Consider the following 19970-nt stretch of genomic DNA (forward strand, 5'->3'; position numbering starts at 1 on the left):
ACAATGGCAGTATAAAGTTATATGACAGCAAATTGAATTGGTGTGCCTCATTTATCCGGGGAATGTGAGCTTGATCAACCAATCATCGGCAATGTGTTGATCATCTAACGGATGCCTGTATGGTAGTCGTCATTAAGGTGATTTAATTTGGTATAACAACTTGTGAGGTAAAACAATGGAACAAACCTGGCGTTGGTACGGACCTAACGATCCGGTATCGCTTGATGATGTGCGTCAGGCTGGCGCAACGGGTGTTGTAACCGCCTTGCACCATATTCCTAACGGTGAAGTGTGGCCGGTAGAAGAAATTCAACAGCGTCAGGCCATTCTGGCTGAAAAAGGGCTGACCTGGTCGGTGGTGGAAAGTATCCCTGTCCACGAAGATATCAAAACGCGTTCAGGTCAATATCAAACGTGGATTGCCAACTATCAGCAGAGTATCCGTAATCTGGCGACCTGCGGTATCGATACCGTGTGCTATAACTTCATGCCGATCCTCGACTGGACGCGTACCGACCTCGAATATCAGCTGCCGGATGGTTCCAAAGCGCTGCGTTTTGACCAGATTGCCTTTGCGGCTTTCGAGCTGCACATTCTGCAACGCCCGGGAGCTGAAGCGGATTATACCGACGAAGAACAACGCCAGGCGCTGGACTACTTCAATGCCATGAGCGATGCAGAAATTGAAAAGCTGACACGCAATATCATTGCTGGCCTGCCTGGCGCAGAAGAGGGCTATACGCTGGATCAGTTTCGTGCTCGCCTTGCTGAATATGACGGCATCAGTAAAGACGATCTGCGCGAAAATATGGCGGTATTCCTGCGGGCGATTGTGCCAGTGGCAGAGGAAGTCGGTGTGCGTCTGGCCGTGCATCCTGACGATCCGCCGCGCCCGATCCTCGGCCTGCCGCGTATCGTTTCGACTATCGAAGATATGCAGTGGCTGAAAGAAACCGTCGACAGTATTAATAATGGTTTCACCATGTGTACCGGTTCTTACGGCGTGCGCGCTGATAACGATCTGGTGAAAATGATCGAAACCTTTGGCGATCGTATCCACTTCACGCACCTGCGCTCGACCTGTCGTGAAGATAACCCGAAAACGTTCCACGAAGGTGCGCACCTGCAGGGTGATGTGGATATGGTATCGGTGGTGGCTGCCATTTTGAGCGAAGAGCAGCGGCGTAAAAAGGCGGGCGACCTGCGTCCTATCCCGATGCGTCCGGATCATGGACACCAGATGCTTGACGATCTGCACAAGAAAACCAATCCGGGCTACTCGGCGATTGGTCGCCTGAAAGGACTGGCAGAAGTCCGCGGCGTTGAGCTGGCGCTGAAACAAACGCAGTTCCGCGACCTGCTGTAAGTCTAACAACAGGGATTGCGCTACAGGCGCAATCCCTGTTATTCATCAAGGCTGCGCGAGCGCCTGCTCCAGCACTGTCAGCACTTTATTGATCTGCTGTATCTGCAATCCACCAAATCCAAAAAACATAACAGCATCGCTGTTTTCTTTGCGCCATGCGGCTTCTGATCCATTTTCTATATCCGGCAGAGTGTCGAAACGGATCCCAGCCAACAGGCAGCTTTGTTGCAACCTGGCGATGAATTCGGTATGTCTGGCAATGCGTAACGAGAGGTGCAGACCTGCCGTTGCGCCAGCGATTTTCCCTTCGGGAAACAGAGTGGACAGGCCATCGCGTAACAGAGTGAGGCGCGTCGCATAGCTGCAGGCCAGCTTGCTGATATGCGTATAAAAAACCTGATTTTGCATCAGTTCGGCTAAAAATTGCTGCAACAACCACTGACTGCCGTTGTTATTGAGCGCTTTCATGTTCTGTACCGCCGGAAGCAGTTCATCAGGGCAAATAAGATAGCCAAGCCGTGCGCCTGGCCCCAGTGTTTTAGAAAATGTCCCCATATAGATAACCCGGTTGTGATAATCCATGGCTTTCAGCGCGGGAAGGGGATTGTCCCCATAGGTAAAAACGGCATCGTAATCGTCTTCAATGATGTAAGCGCCGACGCGTTGCGCCCACGTTAATAATGACTGACGGCGCTCCAGCGAAAGCACACTTCCCATCGGATACTGATGAGCTGGAGTAACATAACAAAGCTGGGTTTCATACTCGGGTAAATTATCTGTTTGCAGCCCGTGGTTATCTACGGCAATTGACGTAATGTCTGCACCGTAATAATTAAAAAGATGCCATGCGCCAGAATAACAAGGGGATTCGGTCACAATATGGCACTTTTTTTGCTGACTGACAGCATGATGAATAGTAAATATTTGGCTGAGCAGTGATAATCCTTCCTGAATCCCGTTGGTAATGATGATGTTCTCTGCTCGGGTATTAATTCCGCGGGATAAATTAAGGTATCTGACCAGTTGCTCACGTAGTGAAAATAATCCATTTGGTGAATGATACCGGGTAAATAATTGTTCTTTAAGTATGCTTGGAGCATTATTCCATTTCCGCCAGCTTGACCAGGGAAAAGCGTTGGGATCGGGGACGCCCATCCGGCAGTAGCACTCTCGTCCAGGCTCGGCGTAAACATCGGTAGAGACCCCGGCAGCTTTAGGTTTTACCGGTGGGGAGCCTTGGGTTACGGGCACATGAGTTGGGGTTATACGTACAGGGGTGGTGAATATCACTTCATAGCCAATGCCGTGTCGGCTCTTGATTAACCCAGCCGCCATCAGCTTATCATAGGCCATCACTACCGTTATTTTAGCAACGTGCAATACCTGAGCCTGCTCGCGAATAGAGGGGAGTTTGTCTCCACAAAGCAAATCACCCTGCTGAATTGCCTGGAAATAAAATTGAAATATCTGCAGTTGCAGCGGAGTACGGCTTTCTCTATTGAGCGTCAGTGTTAGCATAAGAAATTCCTTATTTACAGATGGTCACTATATTACGAATTTCTGATCTTTACTATTTGACTCACCTCATAGAGTGGCTGCTGTTCCTATAATCTGCTTTCGCTGTCTCTATTTTTGATTTTTATTATCCCTTAGCGTGTCGCTATTAAAAAATGGAGGCAAGCATGTCGTGGATAAGAAAGAACGCATTGTGGTGCGCATTCGTCGGGGCGGTAGTAATGGCCTTGGCTATTTGGGGAACGTGGCAAGGCGTTCATTACACCAGTACCACCGAATTTTGTTTATCGTGTCACTCGATGCGCACGGCTGGAGAGGAATATAAAACCAGCGTGCATTTTCGCAACGCGTCTGGCGTGCGGGCTGAGTGTAAGGATTGTCATATTCCACCGGGCGTTGTTCCAACGCTTATTCGTAAAACTGAAGCCTTAAACGATCTCTATCACACCTTTATTTCTCCTTCTATCGACACTCCGGAAAAGTTTGCAGCCAAACGCTCGGAGCTGGCCCAGCGGGAGTGGGCGCGCATGAGCGCGAATAATTCAGCGGCGTGTAAATCCTGCCATAGCTATGAGGCAATGGATCATGGCAAGCAATCGGCAAATGCGGCGGCGCAAATGACCGCGGCGGCAGCAAAAGACAGTAACTGTATCGATTGCCACAAAGGAATAGCCCATCACAAACCCGATATGAGCAGCGGTTTTCGCGATCGCTTTAAGCAGCTACAGCGTCAGGGAGATACGCCAACGGATGCGTCCACACTGTTCTCATTAAGCGAAAAATCATTGGCGGCAACGGCAGAAAGTCCGGCAGGGAAGGCGCTGTTATTTCCCGCCACCGAGGCCAAGGTGCTGAAAAAAGAAGGCAGTAACGTCCAGCTCGAAATTACGGGCTGGCGTGAAAGCAAAGGGCGTGGACGGGTGATCACCCAGTATATGGGGAAACGCGTTTTCTCCGCCGTGCTCGATGAGCCCCTGATGGCGAACGTAAAAGTGCTACAAACCCAGGTCGATCCTGATTCACATCAGGAATGGCAGCAGGTGAGCGTCACCGCCTGGACCACCGATCAGAACTTTATCAGCACACTTGCGCCAATCTGGGAGTACTCAGATCAAATGCTGCAATCCACCTGTAGCGCCTGTCATAGCACTCCTCCTACGACCCGATATACCGCTAATGGCTGGATCGCTGGATTGAAAGCCATGTCGACCTATTACCGGCTTAATCCGGTGGAGGAACGTACGTTGTTGAAATACCTCCAGACCCACGCCAGCGATGTGTCTGACACCAACAAAAAGTAAGGATAATGTATGGATATTCATGACTTTAATCCGTCCCGCCGCCGTTTTCTCAGCGGTATGTTGGCGGTGGGTGCTGCCAGCGCACTGGCGCCTAATCCGCTGATATCAAAAGTGTGGGCGGCGGGGGAAAATCCCGAACAGTGGATTCAATCAGGTTCGCACTATGGCGCTTTTGAAGCCAAAGTGGTCAACGGTGAGTGGACCGAAACCCGTCCGTTCAAACATGACAAATATCCCTGCGATATGCTGAACGCGGTGCGTGAAGTGGTCTACAACCCGTCGCGGGTGCGCTACCCGATGGTGCGTCTGGACTGGCTGCTTAAACGTGAGAAGTCGGATCGCAGCCAGCGCGGAGATAACCGTTTTGTACGGGTCAGTTGGGATCAGGCGCTGGATTTGTTTTACGAAGAGCTGGAGCGGGTGCAAAAAAACTATGGTTCATCAGGCGTATTTACCGGGCTTGCTGACTGGCAAATGGTAGGCAAATACCATAAAGCGGGCGGGGCGATGGACCGGGGACTTGGCCTGCATGGTAGCTATGTGACAACTGTCGGCGACTATTCTGCGGCGGCGGCCCAGGTCATTTTACCGCATGTGATTGGTTCACTGGAAGTTTATGAGCAGCAGACGTCATTCCCGCTGGTGATTCAAAACAGCAATACTATCGTGTTGTGGGGTTGCGATCCGATCAAGAACTTGCAGATCGAGTTTTTGGTTCCCGATCACGATGCGTTTGGCTACTGGCAGCAGATTAAAGAGGCGGTAGCGCAGAATAAGATGCGCGTTATCAGCGTTGATCCAGTGCGTAGCAAATCTCAAAACTATCTTGGCTGCGAGCAATTGGCGTTGCGGCCACAAACCGATGTCGCGTTAATGCTGGCACTGGCGCATACCCTGTACGAAGAAAAACTGTATGACACGGCGTTTATTACCGATTACACCGTCGGCTTTGAACGGTTTTTACCGTACCTGCTGGGCGAGAGTGATAAACAGCCGAAAAATGCCGAATGGGCGGCAGAAATCTGCGGGCTGACAGCAGAGCAGATCCGAGACTTCGCCCGCCTGTTGGTGAAAGGCCGGACACAGTTTATGGGTGGTTGGTGCGTACAACGCATGCACCACGGTGAGCAGTATCCGTGGATGCTGGTGGTACTGGCCAGCATGGTCGGTCAAATTGGTTTGCCCGGCGGCGGGGTCGGATTTGGCTGGCACTATAACGGCGGTGGAACGGTAACATCGACCGGGCCAGTGCTCTCCGGGCTGGGGAGTATTACTAATCCCCAGCAGGCGAAGTACAAAGCGGATTTTCGCGGCGCATCGGAGCATATCCCCACTTCGCGTATCGTTGACTGCCTGCTTGCGCCAGGTAACAAGATTGCCTTCAACGGTGAGACGTTAACGTATCCTGACATCAAAATGGCGATCTACAGTGCGGCCAATCCATTCCACGCCCAGCAGGACAGGAACCGTATGATTGAGGCATGGAAGAAGCTGGAAACCGTGGTGGTGTTAGAGCACCAATGGACCGCGTCGTGCCGTTTTGCCGATATCGTTCTGCCTGTGACTACCCGTTTTGAACGTAACGATATTGAGCAGTTTGGCACGCATTCGAATAAAGGGCTGATGGCGTTGCATCAGATTGTTAAACCGCAATACGAAGCGCGGCATGATTTTGACATCTTTGCCGGGCTGTGTAAGCGATTTGATAAGGAAGCGGTGTACCGCGAAAACCGGAATGAAATGCAGTGGATACAGGCTCTTTATGACGAAGGTGTGAAGATGGGGGCGTCGCTCGGTGTTACCTTACCGGACTTCACAACGTTCTGGCAGGGTGACGGATATATTGAATATCCGCCGGGTCAGCCGTGGGTACGTCACGGCGAGTTTCGTGAGCAGCCAGACCTGAATCCGCTGGGAACGCCGTCAGGTCTTATTGAAATCTATAGCAAAACCATCGCGGGTTTTGCCTATGATGATTGTCCGGGGCATCCGGTATGGATGGAACCCTTTGAGCGTACCCATAGCGGCAAAAAAGATAAATACCCGCTGCATTTGCAATCCTGCCATCCAGATAAACGTCTGCATTCCCAGTTGTGCTCAAGCGAGGCGTTTCGCAACACCTATGCAGTTGCCGGAAGAGAGCCGCTTTATATCAGCGAACAGGATGCCACCACTCGTGGCTTAAAAGCCGGTGATATCGCCCGCGTTTTTAACGCTCGTGGTCAGGTACTGGCTGGCGTGGTAATCAGTCCGGATTTTACCCCTGGCGTGGTCCGTATTCATGAAGGCGCGTGGTACTCCCCGCAGGAAGGGGGGAAAGCCGGGACATTATGCACCTATGGCGACCCGAACGTGCTGAGTGCGGATATCGGTACTTCACAGCTGGCCCAGGGGCCTTCAGCACATACCGTGCTGGTGGAGGTCGAGCGTTATCAGCAGAAAGCCCCTCAGGTGACGGCTTTCGGTGGTCCGCAGATTGTGAAAGAGGAGGGGACCAGTGCAGCATAATCAAATTCATCAGCAGCGGGCGGCTGTGTACCAGTGGTTTTCGCAACTGTTATTTCGTGAGCTGGATGAAAAACAGCTCGCCAGTCTGGAAAATGGCAATAGCCAGGCATGGATTGCCTCACTTGAGGCGATCCCCGGATTATCTGCCAATGTTAAACGTTTTGAGCGTAGCCTGGGTCGGGTTCTGCGGCGCGACTCCCGACAGCTGGAGTTGGCCGCAGATTTTGCCTCGTTGTTTCTGCTGGCCCCGCCGGCTAGTGTTTCTCCCTATGCGGGGCACTATCCACACACGACGGCGGCAGAAGAACGTCTGCAAATGAATGTGCTGCTGGTTGAGCAAGGGCTGGCGGCGCGGGAGAATGAACCCTCCGATCATATTGCCGTACAGTTGGCATTAATGGCGAGGATGGTTGCTAAAGAGGAGAAATTCTCCGCGCAGTATTACTTTTTGCATCATCATATTCTGTGCTGGGCACCGTTATTTTGCGACGCTTGTCTGGTGCGGGATAACGAGGGGTTTTATCCTCAGGCGGTTAATCTGATAGTGCGTTTTATGCAAGAGGATGAACAGTATCTGGAGTCGCTGCTGATGGATGATTTTTATTTCAGCAGTCAGCGCTAAAAATGACAAAGGGACAGCCTGCGCTGTAATGCCAGTCAGTAAAGCATTATGGAGAATATTTGATTGCGGCATAGGGTTCCGTTCACCTCAGTGGAGTCATTTCTCTGAAACGCCGTTACCCGTGAACGTGCAAGGGAGGCTCACCGCCGCCTCCCTTGCATCCCAGGCTCCCGGCGGGAAAATCGTCGCTGCGCGAGTTATTCGTCTTATGCCGTCTGCCTGTCGGGTCGGTGCCGAGCCTGCATCCTTGCAGGCCGTCCCCTCTGCCCGCATCCCTGCGGGCAGCCCCGGTCAGCCGTCAACGCCTCATCGATTTTCAGCCGGACCGGGGTCATCGCTGTAATGCTCTGACTTCCAGTTAAATCTGATTTGCTGTTCAGATATATTCAAAAAAAACGCAGATGGTCAGGTGTGGGCTGGTCCGGCTGAAAATTGCCGACGTGTTTCCGTAAGGCCGGGAGAACCCGCATGGATGCGGGTTCAGGGCGCGTTTTGCAGGGACGCTACCTCGCGCCCGGCCCGGTAGCCTGGAGGAATAAGCGGAGGGAACCACGAAGTGGCAATTTTCCCGCCGGGAGCCGGGATTGTTAAGGGTACGGCGATAGTACCCTTAACACGTTCACAGGCAGTATGGTTTCAGAGAAGTGATACCACTAAAGTGAACGGAACATTTTGCCAGAGATAACATGCCATTATCTTTGGTTCACCTGTAACGACAGGAGATTAATCTGCACGGCCCATATAGCGACGTTCTTCGATATGAATACGGATTTTTTCACCCGCACTAAGATACTCAGGAACCTGGATCACCAGACCGGTGCTCAGGGTTGCTGGCTTGTTGCGCGCACTCGCTGAAGCACCTTTAATACCCGGTGAGGTTTCAACGATTTCCAGGTCTACGGTCTGCGGCAGTTCAAGCGCCAGCAGTTGGCCGTCCCAGGTCAGTACCTGCATATCCGGCATACCGCCTTCCGGCATGAACAGCAGCTCTTCTTCAATCTGGTCTTTGGTGAAGGTATACGGGGTATAGTCTTCTTTATCCATAAAGATGTATTCGTTGCCATCGACGTAGGAGAAATCAACCCCGCGGCGGCTCAGGGTGACGGTATCCACGATATCGTCGCCTTTGAAGCGTTCTTCAACTTTCAGACCGGTACGCACATCAGAAAAACGCATTTTGTACAGCGTAGCTGCACCACGTGCGGATGGTGATTGAATATCGATATCTTTTACAATCAGCAGCTTGCCGTTGTAGTTTAGTACCATACCTTTTTTAATTTCGTTCGCTCTTGGCATCGAAAAAATCCTGTAGTGAGGAGTGTCTAAAATATCGCGTAAAACTACTCGCGCCGGGGCATTCAGGCAAGCGGAATTCATGCTTTTGCTGGTGCCAAAAAGGTGGTACTGTGCGCTTCCCGCACAATCCGATGGTTTACGATAAAGAGAGTACTGTATGGAATGCCGTCCGGATTGTGGTGCATGCTGCACCGCGCCTTCAATCTCCAGTCCCATCCCTGGCATGCCTGATGGCAAACCTGCTAATACGCCATGCGTTCAGCTGGATGAATCCCTGCGTTGCAAAATTTTTGCTTCGCCGCTACGACCAAAAGTGTGCGGCGGTTTACAGCCCAGTGCGGAAATGTGCGGACAGATGACGCACCAGGCCATGGTTTATCTCATCGAGCTTGAAGCGCTGACCGCGCCTTAAACGTCCTTGATGCGCGCCAGGCACACAACGGTGGCGACGATCATCACCAGCGCAAACCAGAACACCGCGTGATAGTTCCAGATTTCAGCGGCAATCCCCGCCAGCGATCCGGCAATAATCCAGCCCACGCGAATGGTATTCGTATACAGGGTCGTTGCTGAGCCTGCCTGTCCTGGCATCAGATCCTGGAAATAGAGCATGCCAATCCCGCCGAGGATGCCGATGTAAATCGCGTTCAGCAGTTGTAAGCCAAGTAATATCGCCGGAGAGTGAGCCAGCAGCATACCGGCATAAAAGAAGAACCCGGCGACGACGGCAATTCTCATCAACAGACGTTTGCCCAGACGCTTTGCAAAATAGCCAGCAATCAACATGGTCGGGATTTCCAGTCCGGCTGCGGTACCCATCATGATGCCAGCCAGTTTTTCCGGCAGATGCAGTTCGTTGATGATAAACAGCGGCATATTAATGATATAGAGACTATTAGTGCCCCACATTAATGTGCAGATAACAAACAGCAGCAGCGTGTCGCGTCGATTGCGGCGCGGGGCCTCAACTGCGCCTGTTGCGAGAGGCACGTTTTTACTCATCGAGGGTAAAAATAACCAGACCATTACGCCGCAGACAACAAACGCCACCGCTGCGCTGAGATACATCACCGTAAAGCTGAACCCCATGGCCAGCGCGTAGGCCAGCGGTGGGCCAATTACCCAGGCCAGCGAAACCTGCGCACGTAATATTGAGCTGAACATGACGGCTTCCCGACCTGTGCGGTCGGCGTGTTCACGGGCGAGAGCGAACATTTGCGGGTTGGCAGTCGATCCAAAGCTGCTGAGGAATACCCCGATAAACAGCAGAATAAAATAGTTACGGTTCCAGGCGAACAGCACGCAGGCCAGCATCCCCAGCACGCAGCAAAACACAATCAGGTTTTTGCGATCGCCTTTTTTATCCGAGCGCCCGGCCAGAAACTGACTCACCAAAATGCCGATCACGGCGCTGCCGGTAAAAAAGAACCCGACCATGCCGGGACGGGCATGGACTTCATCCGTCAGAAAAAGGCTAAGCGTTGGCGTCTGCAACGCACCGGCGATACCCGTCAGAAATGCGACGAGCAGGAACGCCGAAGACGTTAAATCAAACGCCTTGGGTGTGGCGGCTACGGGGGTGTTATGCATGTTTTGATATCAATGATGTGAAGAGACGCGGAGTTTACGCCGCTTGTCAGAAAATAAACAGGGAGCCAAATCAAAATCGGCATCAAAAATCAAAATAGCATTTCAGTCAAAGAATGCTGTTTGCTGACGTTGCTGAATCTGACAAGCTGACGCCGTTTTTCCGTCAGCAGTTTTTTCTCCCTCGCAGAGAAAATGTGCGTTATCTCTAAATTCAGCAAGTAATTTGTCAACTTTACTTGTGTGCTGAAGAAAAAAGATCAAGACTTCTTGAAACGTTTCAGCGTCATCTCGCCATAACTGATGGAGTCAGGTGACGCCTTTTTTCTCATGTTAGCTGAATCGTTTCAAATCAGCGGGAGAGGAGAACCATGTTCCAGTTATCTGTTCAGGATATTCACCCGGGCGAACAGGCCGGGAATAAAGAAGAGGCTATTCGCCAGGTTGCCGCTGCCTTAGTGCAGGCGGGTAACGTCGCGGAAGGCTACGTCGATGGCATGCTGGCGCGCGAACAACAGACGTCCACGTTCCTCGGCAACGGTATTGCGATTCCTCACGGTACGACGGACACGCGCGATCAGGTGCTGAAAACCGGTGTGCAAGTTTTTCAGTTTCCGCAGGGCGTGACCTGGGGCGAAGGGCAGGTTGCTTATGTGGCAATCGGCATCGCCGCAAGCTCTGATGAACATCTCGGTTTACTGCGTCAGCTGACACACGTGCTGAGCGATGACTCCGTCGCTGAACAGCTGAAATCTGCGACCACGGCGGAAGAACTGCGTGCGCTGCTGATGGGCGAAAAGCAAAGCGAACAGCTGAAGCTTGATAACGAAACGCTGTCGCTGGATGTCGTGGCCAACTCGCTGGTGACGCTGCAGGCACTCAACGCGGCACGACTGAAAGAAGTCGGTGCGGTTGACGCCACCTTTGTGGCCAGAGCAATCAATGAGCAGCCGATGAATCTCGGTCAGGGGATCTGGCTGAATGACTGTGCTGAAGGCAACGTGCGTAGCGCTGTTGCGGTCAGCCGTGCAGCAACAACATTCGATGTAGAAGGTGAAGCGGCAGCCCTGCTGGTGACCGTCGCCATGAATGACGATCAACCGGTTGCTGTGCTGAAGCGTCTTGGCGATCTGCTGCTGAATAATAAAGCTGACCGTTTGTTGAAAGCCGATGCGGCAACGGTACTGGCGCTGCTGACCAGTGATGACGCCTTAACTGATGATGTACTGAGCGCCGAATTTATTGTGCGCAATGAGCATGGTTTACACGCCCGTCCGGGCACCATGCTGGTGAATGCGATTAAACAATTTAACAGTGAAATTACCGTGACAAATCTCGATGGAACCGGCAAACCGGCAAATGGACGCAGTCTGATGAAAGTTGTGGCATTAGGCGTGAAGAAAGGACATCACCTGCGCTTTACCGCCCAGGGTGAAGATGCTGAACAGGCGCTGAAAGCGATTGGCGAAGCCATAGCGGCAGGTCTTGGGGAGGGCGCGTAATGAGCAGACGTGTTGCGACTATCACCCTTAACCCGGCCTACGACCTGGTGGGTTTCTGCCCTGAAATTGAACGTGGTGAAGTGAACCTGGTGAAAACCACCGGTCTGCACGCGGCAGGGAAAGGAATTAACGTCGCTAAGGTTTTGAAGGATTTAGGTATCGATGTCACTGTGGGCGGCTTCTTGGGTAAAGACAACCAGGATGGTTTTCAGCAGTTGTTCAGCGAGCTGGGTATAGCCAACCGTTTTCAGGTTGTACAAGGGCGTACCCGTATCAACGTCAAACTGACCGAAAAAGACGGTGAAGTATCTGACTTTAATTTCTCCGGCTTTGAAGTCACCCCGGCTGACTGGGAACGCTTTGTGAATGACTCGCTGAGCTGGCTGGGCCAGTTCGACATGGTGTGCGTCAGCGGCAGTTTGCCGACCGGCGTGAGCCCGGAAGCCTTCACCGACTGGATGACGCGCCTGCGCAGTCAGTGTCCTTGCATTATCTTTGATAGTAGTCGTGAAGCGCTGGTGGCGGGTCTGAAAGCGGCACCGTGGCTGGTGAAACCAAACCGTCGTGAGCTGGAAATCTGGGCAGGCCGCAAACTGCCGGAAATGAAAGATGTGATTGATGCGGCGCATGCGCTACGCGAGCAGGGTATTGCTCATGTGGTGATTTCACTCGGCGCGGAAGGTGCGCTGTGGGTTAACGCTTCAGGTGAGTGGATTGCTAAACCGCCGTCAGTTGAGGTGGTCAGCACCGTCGGCGCGGGTGATTCAATGGTTGGCGGTCTGATTTACGGCCTGCTGATGCGTGAGTCCAGTGAACATACCCTGCGTCTGGCGACGGCTGTTGCCGCCCTGGCAGTAAGCCAAAGTAATGTAGGCATTACCGATCGTCCTCAGTTGGCCGCAATGATGGCGCGTGTCGACTTAAAACCGTTTAACTGACAGCAGGAGAGGCATAATGAAAACGCTGCTGATTATTGACGCTAATCTCGGCCAGGCTCGCGCTTACATGGCGAAAACCCTGCTTGGATCGGCGGCACAGAAAGCACATCTGGAAATTATTGATAATCCGAATGATGCCGAACTGGCAATTGTTCTGGGCGATACGCTGCCTGCCGACAGTTCGCTGAACGGCAAAAAAGTCTGGCTGGGCGACATTGGTCGTGCGGTTGCGCACCCTGAACTGTTCCTCAGCGAAGCGAAGGGCCATGCAAAACCTTACAGTGCCCCGGTTGCAACAGCACCTGTGGCCAGCAGTGGTCCAAAACGCGTGGTGGCAGTGACGGCGTGTCCGACCGGTGTTGCTCATACGTTTATGGCTGCTGAAGCGATTGAAACAGAAGCGAAAAAACGTGGCTGGTGGGTGAAGGTCGAAACTCGAGGTTCTGTTGGCGCAGGCAATGCCATTACGCCGGAAGAAGTGGCTCAGGCGGATCTGGTGATTGTGGCAGCTGACATTGAAGTTGATCTGGCGAAGTTTGCCGGCAAACCGATGTACCGCACCTCTACGGGTCTTGCGTTGAAGAAAACCAAGCAGGAGCTGGACAAAGCGCTGGAAGAAGCAACACCGTACCAGCCAACCGGTAAAGCGCAGACTTCAGCAACCGAAAGTAAGAAAGAGAGCGCGGGGGCATATCGTCACCTGCTGACGGGCGTCTCTTACATGCTGCCGATGGTGGTTGCTGGCGGTCTGTGTATTGCACTCTCGTTCGCTTTTGGTATCGAAGCGTTTAAAGAGCAGGGTACGCTGGCGGCGGCGCTGATGCAGATTGGCGGTGGTTCAGCTTTTGCGCTGATGGTGCCGGTTCTGGCAGGTTATATCGCGTTTTCCATCGCTGACCGTCCTGGTCTGACGCCGGGTCTTATCGGCGGTATGCTGGCGGTGAGCACCGGTTCCGGCTTTATTGGCGGGATTATTGCTGGTTTCCTTGCCGGTTATGTGGCGAAGCTTATCAGCACGAAGTTGAAACTCCCGCAGAGTATGGAAGCGCTGAAACCGATCCTGATCATTCCGCTGTTCTCAAGCCTGGTGGTTGGTCTGGCCATGATTTACCTGATCGGCAAACCGGTGGCTGGCATTCTGGAAGGTCTGACCCACTGGCTGCAAACCATGGGTACGGCGAATGCGGTGCTGCTTGGAGCGATTCTTGGCGGCATGATGTGTACCGATATGGGTGGTCCGGTTAACAAGGCGGCGTATGCTTTCGGTGTGGGTCTGCTGAGTACGCAAACTTATGCGCCGATGGCGGCCATCATGGCGGCAGGTATGGTTCCTCCGCTGGCTCTGGGTTTAGCAACGCTGGTTGCGCGCCGTAAGTTCGACAAAGCGCAGCAGGAAGGCGGCAAAGCTGCGCTGGTACTGGGCCTGTGCTTTATCACCGAAGGGGCTATTCCATTCGCAGCCCGTGACCCGATGCGCGTTCTGCCTTGCTGTATCGTTGGTGGTGCGATTACCGGTGCTATCTCGATGGCAGTGGGTGCGAAGCTGATGGCGCCACACGGCGGGCTTTTCGTCCTGTTAATTCCAGGCGCAATTACGCCGGTACTGGGCTACCTGCTGGCCATTATTGCCGGTACGCTGGTAGCCGGTCTCTCCTACGCGGTGCTGAAGCGCCCGGAAGATGAGGTTGTGGCAAAAGCGGCATGATTTAATGCTGACATCAGGGGCAGAGATTTCTCTGCCCCTTTTTTTATCGATTAACTGCTGCCTGAAGATGGATATGTAAAACGGTTCAGGCAATCATTGGCGCGATGATAAAACCAAAGGCAACGCCAGCAATGATCCCACCCAGTCCTGGCAGCATAAACGGATGGTTTAAGACATACTTGCCCACGCGTGTTGTCCCGGTGGTGTCGAACTCCATTGCCGCCAGCGAAGTCGGGTATGTTGGTAGAACAAACACCCCGGTTACCGCCACATAGGAGGCCAGAATCGCCCATGTAGGTACGCCGAGCGCAACGGCCAGAGGGATAATCAGCGGCGTTGTGGCGCCTTGCGAGTAGAGAAGTGCGCAGGTACCAAACAGCACCAGCGCCAACAGCATCGGATAAGCCCGTAGAATATCGCCTGCGATATCCTTAATCTCCGCTAAGTGGGCATCAATGAAGGTCGTTCCCAATGTAACAATCCCGAGAATGACGGCCAGTGAACTCATCCCTGCTCGAAATGTGGAGGTCAGGACAATAGCATCGGTTGATGTTTTGCATAACACCACCATCAGGCAAGCGGCAGATAACATACAAATAATGATGATATCCCGGGTATTCATTGGGTTGCCGGCATCAAATCCTGGGCGTAGCTGCGGGCAGGCGGCAAGAATACGATGACGACCGTTGCCAACATGAACAGGGCGACTGAGAGTTTGGCACCCGGTACAGTGCTGTTTTGCCCTTCATATTTACGCACCAACCCTTTTTGCAGGCGTTCAAGATAGACTTCATCATCTTGTAGCTCGCATCCCTGACGTGAGGCGATAAAAGCGGCGGCCATCGCGGCAACAAACGAAGCTGGCAGACATACCGCCATAACCTGGATAAAGGTGACACCGTTGCCTTCCATAATGGTCAGCATCGCCGCCATTGCGGCACTGATCGGCGAACCGGATATCGCCACCTGAGAGGCGACCACGGAGCCGGCGAGCGTACGAGAAGGGCGGATACCGGACTCTTTGGCGACTTCGGCAATCACCGGTAGGGTAGAAAATACAATGAACCCTGTTCCGGCCATAATGGTCATCGACCAGGTGATAATCGGTGCAATAATATTGATATATTTAGGATTACGCCGCATGAAATTACCGGCTACGCGAACTAGATAATCCATACCTCCGGCGGCCTGTAGCGCCGATGCTGCCACGACAACTGTCATAATAATGAGAATAACGTCAACGGGGGGCGAACCAATTTGTAGATCAAATCCCAACGTTAAAATAGCCAGCCCCAGCCCGCCGCATAAACCGATACCTATTCCGCCGAGGCGGATACCAAAAAATATTGCACCTAACACGACGATAATTTCTAACCAAACCATAATGGCCTCCGCCAGAGAATAATTTGTTATTAAAATAAGTGTTTGTTTAATGCTTTATTAATCTGGTGACGGCTGTTATTGCGCCAGAAGATGATGTTTACCAACCCGTTTTTCGTACCATTTAATACCAGCGCGTACTAATGAACCGGTTGAGTCAATATATTTATCTGGGGAGTTTTTGACTGCGTTGGCAAGAATGACGGGGACTTCAGTACATCCCAGTACAATGACTTCTGCACCGCGTGAAAAGAGCATTTCAGCCTGTTCATTCATCAGCGTTTGTGCCCGCTTAAGATCGCCGGCTTTTAAGCAATAAATACTATCCATGACTTTTTCCTGACCGGATGAATCAGGGCTGACACAGGTTAAGCCAAGAGATTCTATGCCTTTTTGGTAGAGTCCCATGTAAAGGGTGGCGTTGGTAGCAAGTAAACCGATACGCGATTTTCCGCAGTTTTTGACTTCATTCATGGTGGTTTCAACGATACTGAGTAACTCTGTATGACAGCACTCTTTTAATTCATTAAACCAAAAGTGGGCAGTATTACAGGGGATCACAATACACTCCGCACCAGCATCTTCCAGTTTATGCATATAATCACGCATTGCCGGAAGTGGGGAATGACCATGATGCATTAACGCATCGGTTCGATCTGGAATATCAGGGATGGATGAAATAATTAATGGGATATGTTCCTGATCGCGTTGCGCTGCGGTAAAGGTGACGAATTTATTAAAAAGATCGACGGTTGCAGCAGGTCCCATACCACCAAGTACGCCAATTAAACCTTTCACGATATATACCTCTATTACCGATATTTAATATCAGGGCTGGTGTGTGTCTGGTGTCTATGTTTAACAGCAGTGTGTCGTGAGGAGAAATGCAATAATGTATGGTTCAATGCAAAAACTGCATGGGTGCAGTTTCTTTTGCCACCTCAGCAGGCCAGTAATCAGGCAGGTGTCTGAAATTCCGCGGCGATAAGCGGTCGTGGTCGATGGGTAAAGAAACAGGTTAATGTCAAAAACGAAGGTGTTATGCAAAAAACGAATCACCTGATGCTGATGTTGAATATCATCTCTGAGCATATTCAGGCATGATGCTTAAGACTAATTGACATATTTAAACATCCGCGTGACAGGCATGAAAAATATCGAGACAAAATGGTTATATGACTTTTTGACGCTGGAAGTGTGTCGTCATTTTTCCCAGGCCGCGGAGGAGCGCAACCTATCCCAACCGGCATTTAGCCGGCGGATCAAGGCGCTCGAATCCGCCGTTGGGGTGTTGCTGTTTGACCGTACGACGAGTCCACTGCAGCTGACGGAGGAGGGTAAGTTATTCCATTCGCAGACTCGTAGCCTGCTGCAACAGCTGGAATGTAACTTAGATGAGCTTAGTGGTCACAACCTGCTTGGCGTTCCCAATATCAAAATAGCGGCAGCGCATTCTCTGTCGCTGACGATGTTGCCCAGATTAGTACATTCAATGTCGGCATGGGGCGAGGAGTTTGTGTACCACGTCGAAGCTATCGATGTTGTTCAGGCGGTGAATACGCTGCGCGAGGGGAAAAGTGATTTCATTATCTCCTTTCGCGATGAAGACTTAATGCAGTCACCTTTCTGCGGCTTGAAGGTGTTTGAGTCTGAGCTGTATCCCGTCTGTGCTGCGGATTCACAGGGTCAGGCGTTGTTTGATATCTATCAGCCGCAGGTGCCGATACTGAACTATACCAGCACATCCTACATGGGAAGATTGGTCAACCGTCACCTGGCGGAGGTGGGGAGTATTTCGGCGCGTACGCTGTTTATGTCTTCGATGAGTGAGCTATTGAAGAATATGGCATTGGATGGGCATGGTATTGCCTGGCTGCCAGCGTGGACGATCGTGAACGAACTACGGGATAAACGCCTGGTTTGTCTGGACACGCCGGAGTTGATGGTGCCTATTCAGGCCTATATTTATAGAATGGATACACGTTTGAATAAAACCGCTGAGCACTTCTGGCGGATTTTGTACAACCATATGCCAGAGGATCTGGTTTCACTTAGTTGATACGCGCCAGTTCGCCTGGCGCGTCTGAAAAACCTTCGGTTATGACCAAAGATGCTTTTTAACCTGATCAATTTGTGTACTACCTCTCATTTTCTCTCTCCCTGACAAACTGTATCTATAAAAAATTGTGATTCTGTTCATATCTATCGACTTTATAGCTTGTGGATGGATTTACTTTGTCAAAAACACGCCTACTATGAACACATGTTTGATAGTGAACATATGCTCTAATAGCATGATGTGTGGCGTTGGTTATTTTTAACGAACTCATTTGTGGCAAATTAATTGCCAGGGGACGTGCTATGCGTGAAAAGGAATACATCGTAACGATTGGCTCGGCCAATATGGATGTTGCTGGGTATTCGCATGCTTCTCTAAATTATGCGGATTCGAATCCAGGTAAGATAAAATTCACTCCCGGTGGCGTTGGACGCAATATCGCACATAATCTCGCGCTGCTGGGTAAAAATTCTTGGTTGCTAACAGCGGTTGGTAACGATTTTTATGGTCAATCATTATTGGCACAAACCAATCAATCAGGAGTACATGTCGACAAGTGTCTTATCGTTTCCGGAGAGAATACATCCAGTTATTTATCGCTGCTTGATAATACTGGTGAAATGCTGGTGGCTATTAATGATATGAGTATCACCGAGCATATTTCAGCAGAATTTTTATCACAGCATTTTGATTTTATTAGGCAGGCAAAAGTCATTATCGCCGATTGCAATATCAGCGAAGACGCTCTGGCATGGGTACTGGAAAACGCCGGAGATGTTCCGGTGTTTGTTGACCCGGTGTCGGCCTGGAAGTGCGTAAAAATTCGCGGCCGCTTTGCAAAAATTCACACCCTCAAACCAAACCGCCTTGAAGCCGAAACGCTCAGCGGTATTGCGCTTTCTGGGCGTGATGACGTTAGCAAAGTCGCCGCGTGGTTTCATGATCGCGGCTTAAACCGGCTGGTGCTCAGCATGGGCGGCGACGGCGTTTATTACAGTGATATTGCGGGGAGTTGTGGTTGGTCGCTCCCCATTAAAACTCGCGTCATTAATGTCACAGGGGCTGGTGATGCGATGATGGCTGGACTGGCCGCCTGCTGGGTAGACGGCATGCCCTTTATTGATTCGGTTCGATTTGCGCAGGGGTGTTCATCAATGGCATTAGCCTGTGAATATACCAATAACCCTGATTTGTCTGTTGCGAATGTTAGCTCAATAGTGGAGAACACAGAATGTCTGAATTAACTCTTTCCTCTGAATTATTACAAATATCATCAGAAGTCCAGGAAGCATTAAACAGTAAAAAACCGATTGTTGCGCTTGAATCAACCATTATTTCTCATGGAATGCCATTTCCGCAGAATGCTCAGACAGCGATTGAAGTAGAAGAGACTATTCGTAAGCACGGCGCTGTTCCTGCGACCATCGCCATTATCGGCGGAATAATGAAAGTAGGTTTAAGTAAAGATGAAATTGAATTGCTTGGACGAGAAGGACATAGCGTTACGAAAGTAAGTCGTCGTGATTTGCCATTTGTGGTCGCGGCAGGGAAAAATGGTGCCACCACCGTTGCCTCTACGATGATTATTGCCGCGCTGGCTGGAATTAAAGTATTTGCGACCGGGGGAATTGGTGGCGTTCATCGTGGTGCTGAACATACGTTTGATATTTCCGCGGATCTGCAGGAACTGGCACATACCAATGTCACGGTAATTTGTGCTGGTGCTAAATCTATTCTGGATCTTGGCTTAACGACTGAATATTTAGAAACCTTTGGCGTGCCGTTAATTGGATATCGAACCCAAGCGTTACCGGCATTTTTCTGTCGTACCAGTCCGTTTGAAGTCAGTATCCGTCTGGACAGCGCTAAAGAGATTGCCCGCGCGATGGCGGTGAAATGGCAAACGGGTCTTAATGGAGGCCTGGTTGTCGCTAATCCAATCCCGGAGCAGTTTGCCATGGCAGAAGAGAAAATTAATGCGGCAATAGATCGGGCGGTAAAAGAAGCGGAAGAGCAGGGCGTCGTGGGTAAAGAAAGTACGCCGTTCCTGCTGGCGCGAGTTGCGGAGCTGACCGGTGGCGACAGCCTGAAATCAAATATTCAACTGGTGTTCAACAACGCAGTGCTGGCCTGTGAAATTGCGAAGGAGTATCAACGCCTCGCCTGACAGAATTTCCCGGGCAGAATGCGG

At 51.3% G+C, this 19970-nt stretch carries 15 protein-coding genes and 1 pseudogene; 11 read left to right on the plus strand and 5 right to left on the minus strand.

Annotated elements, in window-relative coordinates; genetic code table 11:
* The first annotated feature begins 175 nt into the window (after positions 1-175).
* Positions 176-1366, plus strand: coding sequence for a mannonate dehydratase (gene uxuA / locus OGV71_RS14120; RefSeq protein WP_003845159.1), 1191 nt, complete (start codon positions 176-178; stop codon positions 1364-1366).
* A 45-nt stretch (positions 1367-1411) separates the two neighbouring features.
* Here the strand turns inward: uxuA and pdxR are convergent, their stop codons facing one another.
* Positions 1412-2884 (minus strand): MocR-like pyridoxine biosynthesis transcription factor PdxR, encoded by a 1473-nt coding sequence (gene pdxR, locus OGV71_RS14125; RefSeq protein WP_136396984.1) that lies wholly within the window; start codon positions 2882-2884, stop codon positions 1412-1414.
* A 164-nt stretch (positions 2885-3048) separates the two neighbouring features.
* Between pdxR and torC the strand changes: the two genes are divergently transcribed.
* The 3 genes from torC to torD are packed head-to-tail and all read left to right on the plus strand — an operon-like array spanning position 3049 to position 7312.
* A complete protein-coding gene (torC, locus tag OGV71_RS14130) occupies positions 3049-4182 on the plus strand; it encodes a pentaheme c-type cytochrome TorC (RefSeq protein WP_220393141.1) in 1134 nt (377 codons plus the stop codon).
* A gap of 9 nt (positions 4183-4191) precedes the next feature.
* Positions 4192-6690, plus strand: coding sequence for a trimethylamine-N-oxide reductase TorA (gene torA / locus OGV71_RS14135; RefSeq protein ID WP_204583428.1), 2499 nt, complete (start codon positions 4192-4194; stop codon positions 6688-6690).
* Positions 6680-7312 carry a molecular chaperone TorD gene (gene torD, locus OGV71_RS14140; protein WP_204583429.1) on the plus strand — a complete coding sequence of 211 codons (633 nt, stop codon included), beginning with the start codon at positions 6680-6682 and terminating at the stop codon, positions 7310-7312. The genes torA and torD overlap by 11 nt, the downstream gene beginning before the upstream one ends.
* Positions 7313-8035: 723 nt before the next feature.
* Here the strand turns inward: torD and yeiP are convergent.
* Complete coding sequence (gene yeiP, locus OGV71_RS14145) at positions 8036-8608, minus strand: elongation factor P-like protein YeiP (RefSeq protein ID WP_003027452.1); 573 nt, start codon at positions 8606-8608, stop codon at positions 8036-8038.
* A gap of 157 nt (positions 8609-8765) precedes the next feature.
* Between yeiP and OGV71_RS14150 the strand changes: the two genes are divergently transcribed.
* The gene (locus OGV71_RS14150; protein WP_204583430.1) at positions 8766-9020 is read left to right on the plus strand and encodes a YkgJ family cysteine cluster protein; all 255 of its coding nucleotides are present in this window, start codon (positions 8766-8768) and stop codon (positions 9018-9020) included.
* On the opposite strand, the gene setB is transcribed toward OGV71_RS14150, so the two are convergent.
* Entirely contained in the window at positions 9017-10198 is a 1182-nt protein-coding gene (gene setB, locus OGV71_RS14155) for a sugar efflux transporter SetB (RefSeq protein WP_016150664.1), read from the minus strand. The two genes, OGV71_RS14150 and setB, sit on opposite strands and share 4 nt — an antisense overlap.
* 368 nt (positions 10199-10566) lie before the next feature.
* On the opposite strand from setB, the gene fruB reads away from it, so the two are divergent.
* From fruB to fruA, 3 genes are read left to right on the plus strand one after another with little or no spacing between them, the layout of a single operon-like run.
* The gene (gene fruB / locus OGV71_RS14160) at positions 10567-11697 is read left to right on the plus strand and encodes a fused PTS fructose transporter subunit IIA/HPr protein (protein ID WP_204583431.1); all 1131 of its coding nucleotides are present in this window, start codon (positions 10567-10569) and stop codon (positions 11695-11697) included.
* Positions 11697-12635: a 1-phosphofructokinase gene (gene fruK, locus OGV71_RS14165; RefSeq protein ID WP_003027446.1), complete on the plus strand. Its 939-nt coding sequence runs from the start codon at positions 11697-11699 to the stop codon at positions 12633-12635. Before fruB ends, fruK begins: the two co-directional genes overlap by 1 nt.
* 16 nt (positions 12636-12651) lie before the next feature.
* Positions 12652-14340: a PTS fructose transporter subunit IIBC gene (gene fruA, locus OGV71_RS14170; RefSeq protein ID WP_204583432.1), complete on the plus strand. Its 1689-nt coding sequence runs from the start codon at positions 12652-12654 to the stop codon at positions 14338-14340.
* 85 nt (positions 14341-14425) lie between these two features.
* Here fruA and OGV71_RS14175 read toward each other — a convergent pair.
* Together OGV71_RS14175 and cuyB are read right to left on the minus strand one after the other, a co-directional pair.
* Positions 14426-15723 (minus strand): annotated as a pseudogene (locus OGV71_RS14175) (anaerobic C4-dicarboxylate transporter).
* A 75-nt stretch (positions 15724-15798) separates the two neighbouring features.
* A complete protein-coding gene (gene cuyB / locus OGV71_RS14180; RefSeq protein WP_003027440.1) occupies positions 15799-16518 on the minus strand; it encodes a cysteate racemase in 720 nt (239 codons plus the stop codon).
* A gap of 349 nt (positions 16519-16867) precedes the next feature.
* Here cuyB and hypT point away from each other — a divergent pair, with 349 nt between their 5' ends.
* The 3 genes from hypT (at position 16868) to OGV71_RS14195 (ending at position 19946) form a co-directional block, all read left to right on the plus strand.
* Entirely contained in the window at positions 16868-17779 is a 912-nt protein-coding gene (gene hypT, locus OGV71_RS14185; protein WP_204583433.1) for a hypochlorite stress DNA-binding transcriptional regulator HypT, read from the plus strand.
* Positions 17780-18081: 302 nt separating this feature from the next.
* On the plus strand, positions 18082-19023 hold the full coding sequence (locus OGV71_RS14190; protein WP_003027434.1) for a pseudouridine kinase: 942 nt from the start codon (positions 18082-18084) through the stop codon (positions 19021-19023).
* Positions 19011-19946 (plus strand): pseudouridine-5'-phosphate glycosidase, encoded by a 936-nt coding sequence (locus OGV71_RS14195; protein WP_086504344.1) that lies wholly within the window; start codon positions 19011-19013, stop codon positions 19944-19946. The genes OGV71_RS14190 and OGV71_RS14195 overlap by 13 nt, the downstream gene beginning before the upstream one ends.
* The last annotated feature ends 24 nt before the right edge of the window (positions 19947-19970 follow it).

It is taken from the genome of Citrobacter sp. Cf088, assembly GCF_030334295.1.
Lineage (GTDB): Bacteria > Pseudomonadota > Gammaproteobacteria > Enterobacterales > Enterobacteriaceae > Citrobacter > Citrobacter freundii.

Coding starts and splice junctions, on each gene's coding strand:
- yeiP (WP_003027452.1), bottom strand. CDS start 8,608: ATGCCAAGAGCGAACGAAATTAAAAAAGGTATGGTACTAAACTACAAC.
- torC (WP_220393141.1), top strand. CDS start 3,049: ATGTCGTGGATAAGAAAGAACGCATTGTGGTGCGCATTCGTCGGGGCG.
- torA (WP_204583428.1), top strand. CDS start 4,192: ATGGATATTCATGACTTTAATCCGTCCCGCCGCCGTTTTCTCAGCGGT.
- OGV71_RS14190 (WP_003027434.1), top strand. CDS start 18,082: ATGCGTGAAAAGGAATACATCGTAACGATTGGCTCGGCCAATATGGAT.
- setB (WP_016150664.1), bottom strand. CDS start 10,198: ATGCATAACACCCCCGTAGCCGCCACACCCAAGGCGTTTGATTTAACG.
- pdxR (WP_136396984.1), bottom strand. CDS start 2,884: ATGCTAACACTGACGCTCAATAGAGAAAGCCGTACTCCGCTGCAACTG.
- fruB (WP_204583431.1), top strand. CDS start 10,567: ATGTTCCAGTTATCTGTTCAGGATATTCACCCGGGCGAACAGGCCGGG.
- hypT (WP_204583433.1), top strand. CDS start 16,868: ATGAAAAATATCGAGACAAAATGGTTATATGACTTTTTGACGCTGGAA.
- fruK (WP_003027446.1), top strand. CDS start 11,697: ATGAGCAGACGTGTTGCGACTATCACCCTTAACCCGGCCTACGACCTG.
- OGV71_RS14150 (WP_204583430.1), top strand. CDS start 8,766: ATGGAATGCCGTCCGGATTGTGGTGCATGCTGCACCGCGCCTTCAATC.
- uxuA (WP_003845159.1), top strand. CDS start 176: ATGGAACAAACCTGGCGTTGGTACGGACCTAACGATCCGGTATCGCTT.
- fruA (WP_204583432.1), top strand. CDS start 12,652: ATGAAAACGCTGCTGATTATTGACGCTAATCTCGGCCAGGCTCGCGCT.
- OGV71_RS14195 (WP_086504344.1), top strand. CDS start 19,011: ATGTCTGAATTAACTCTTTCCTCTGAATTATTACAAATATCATCAGAA.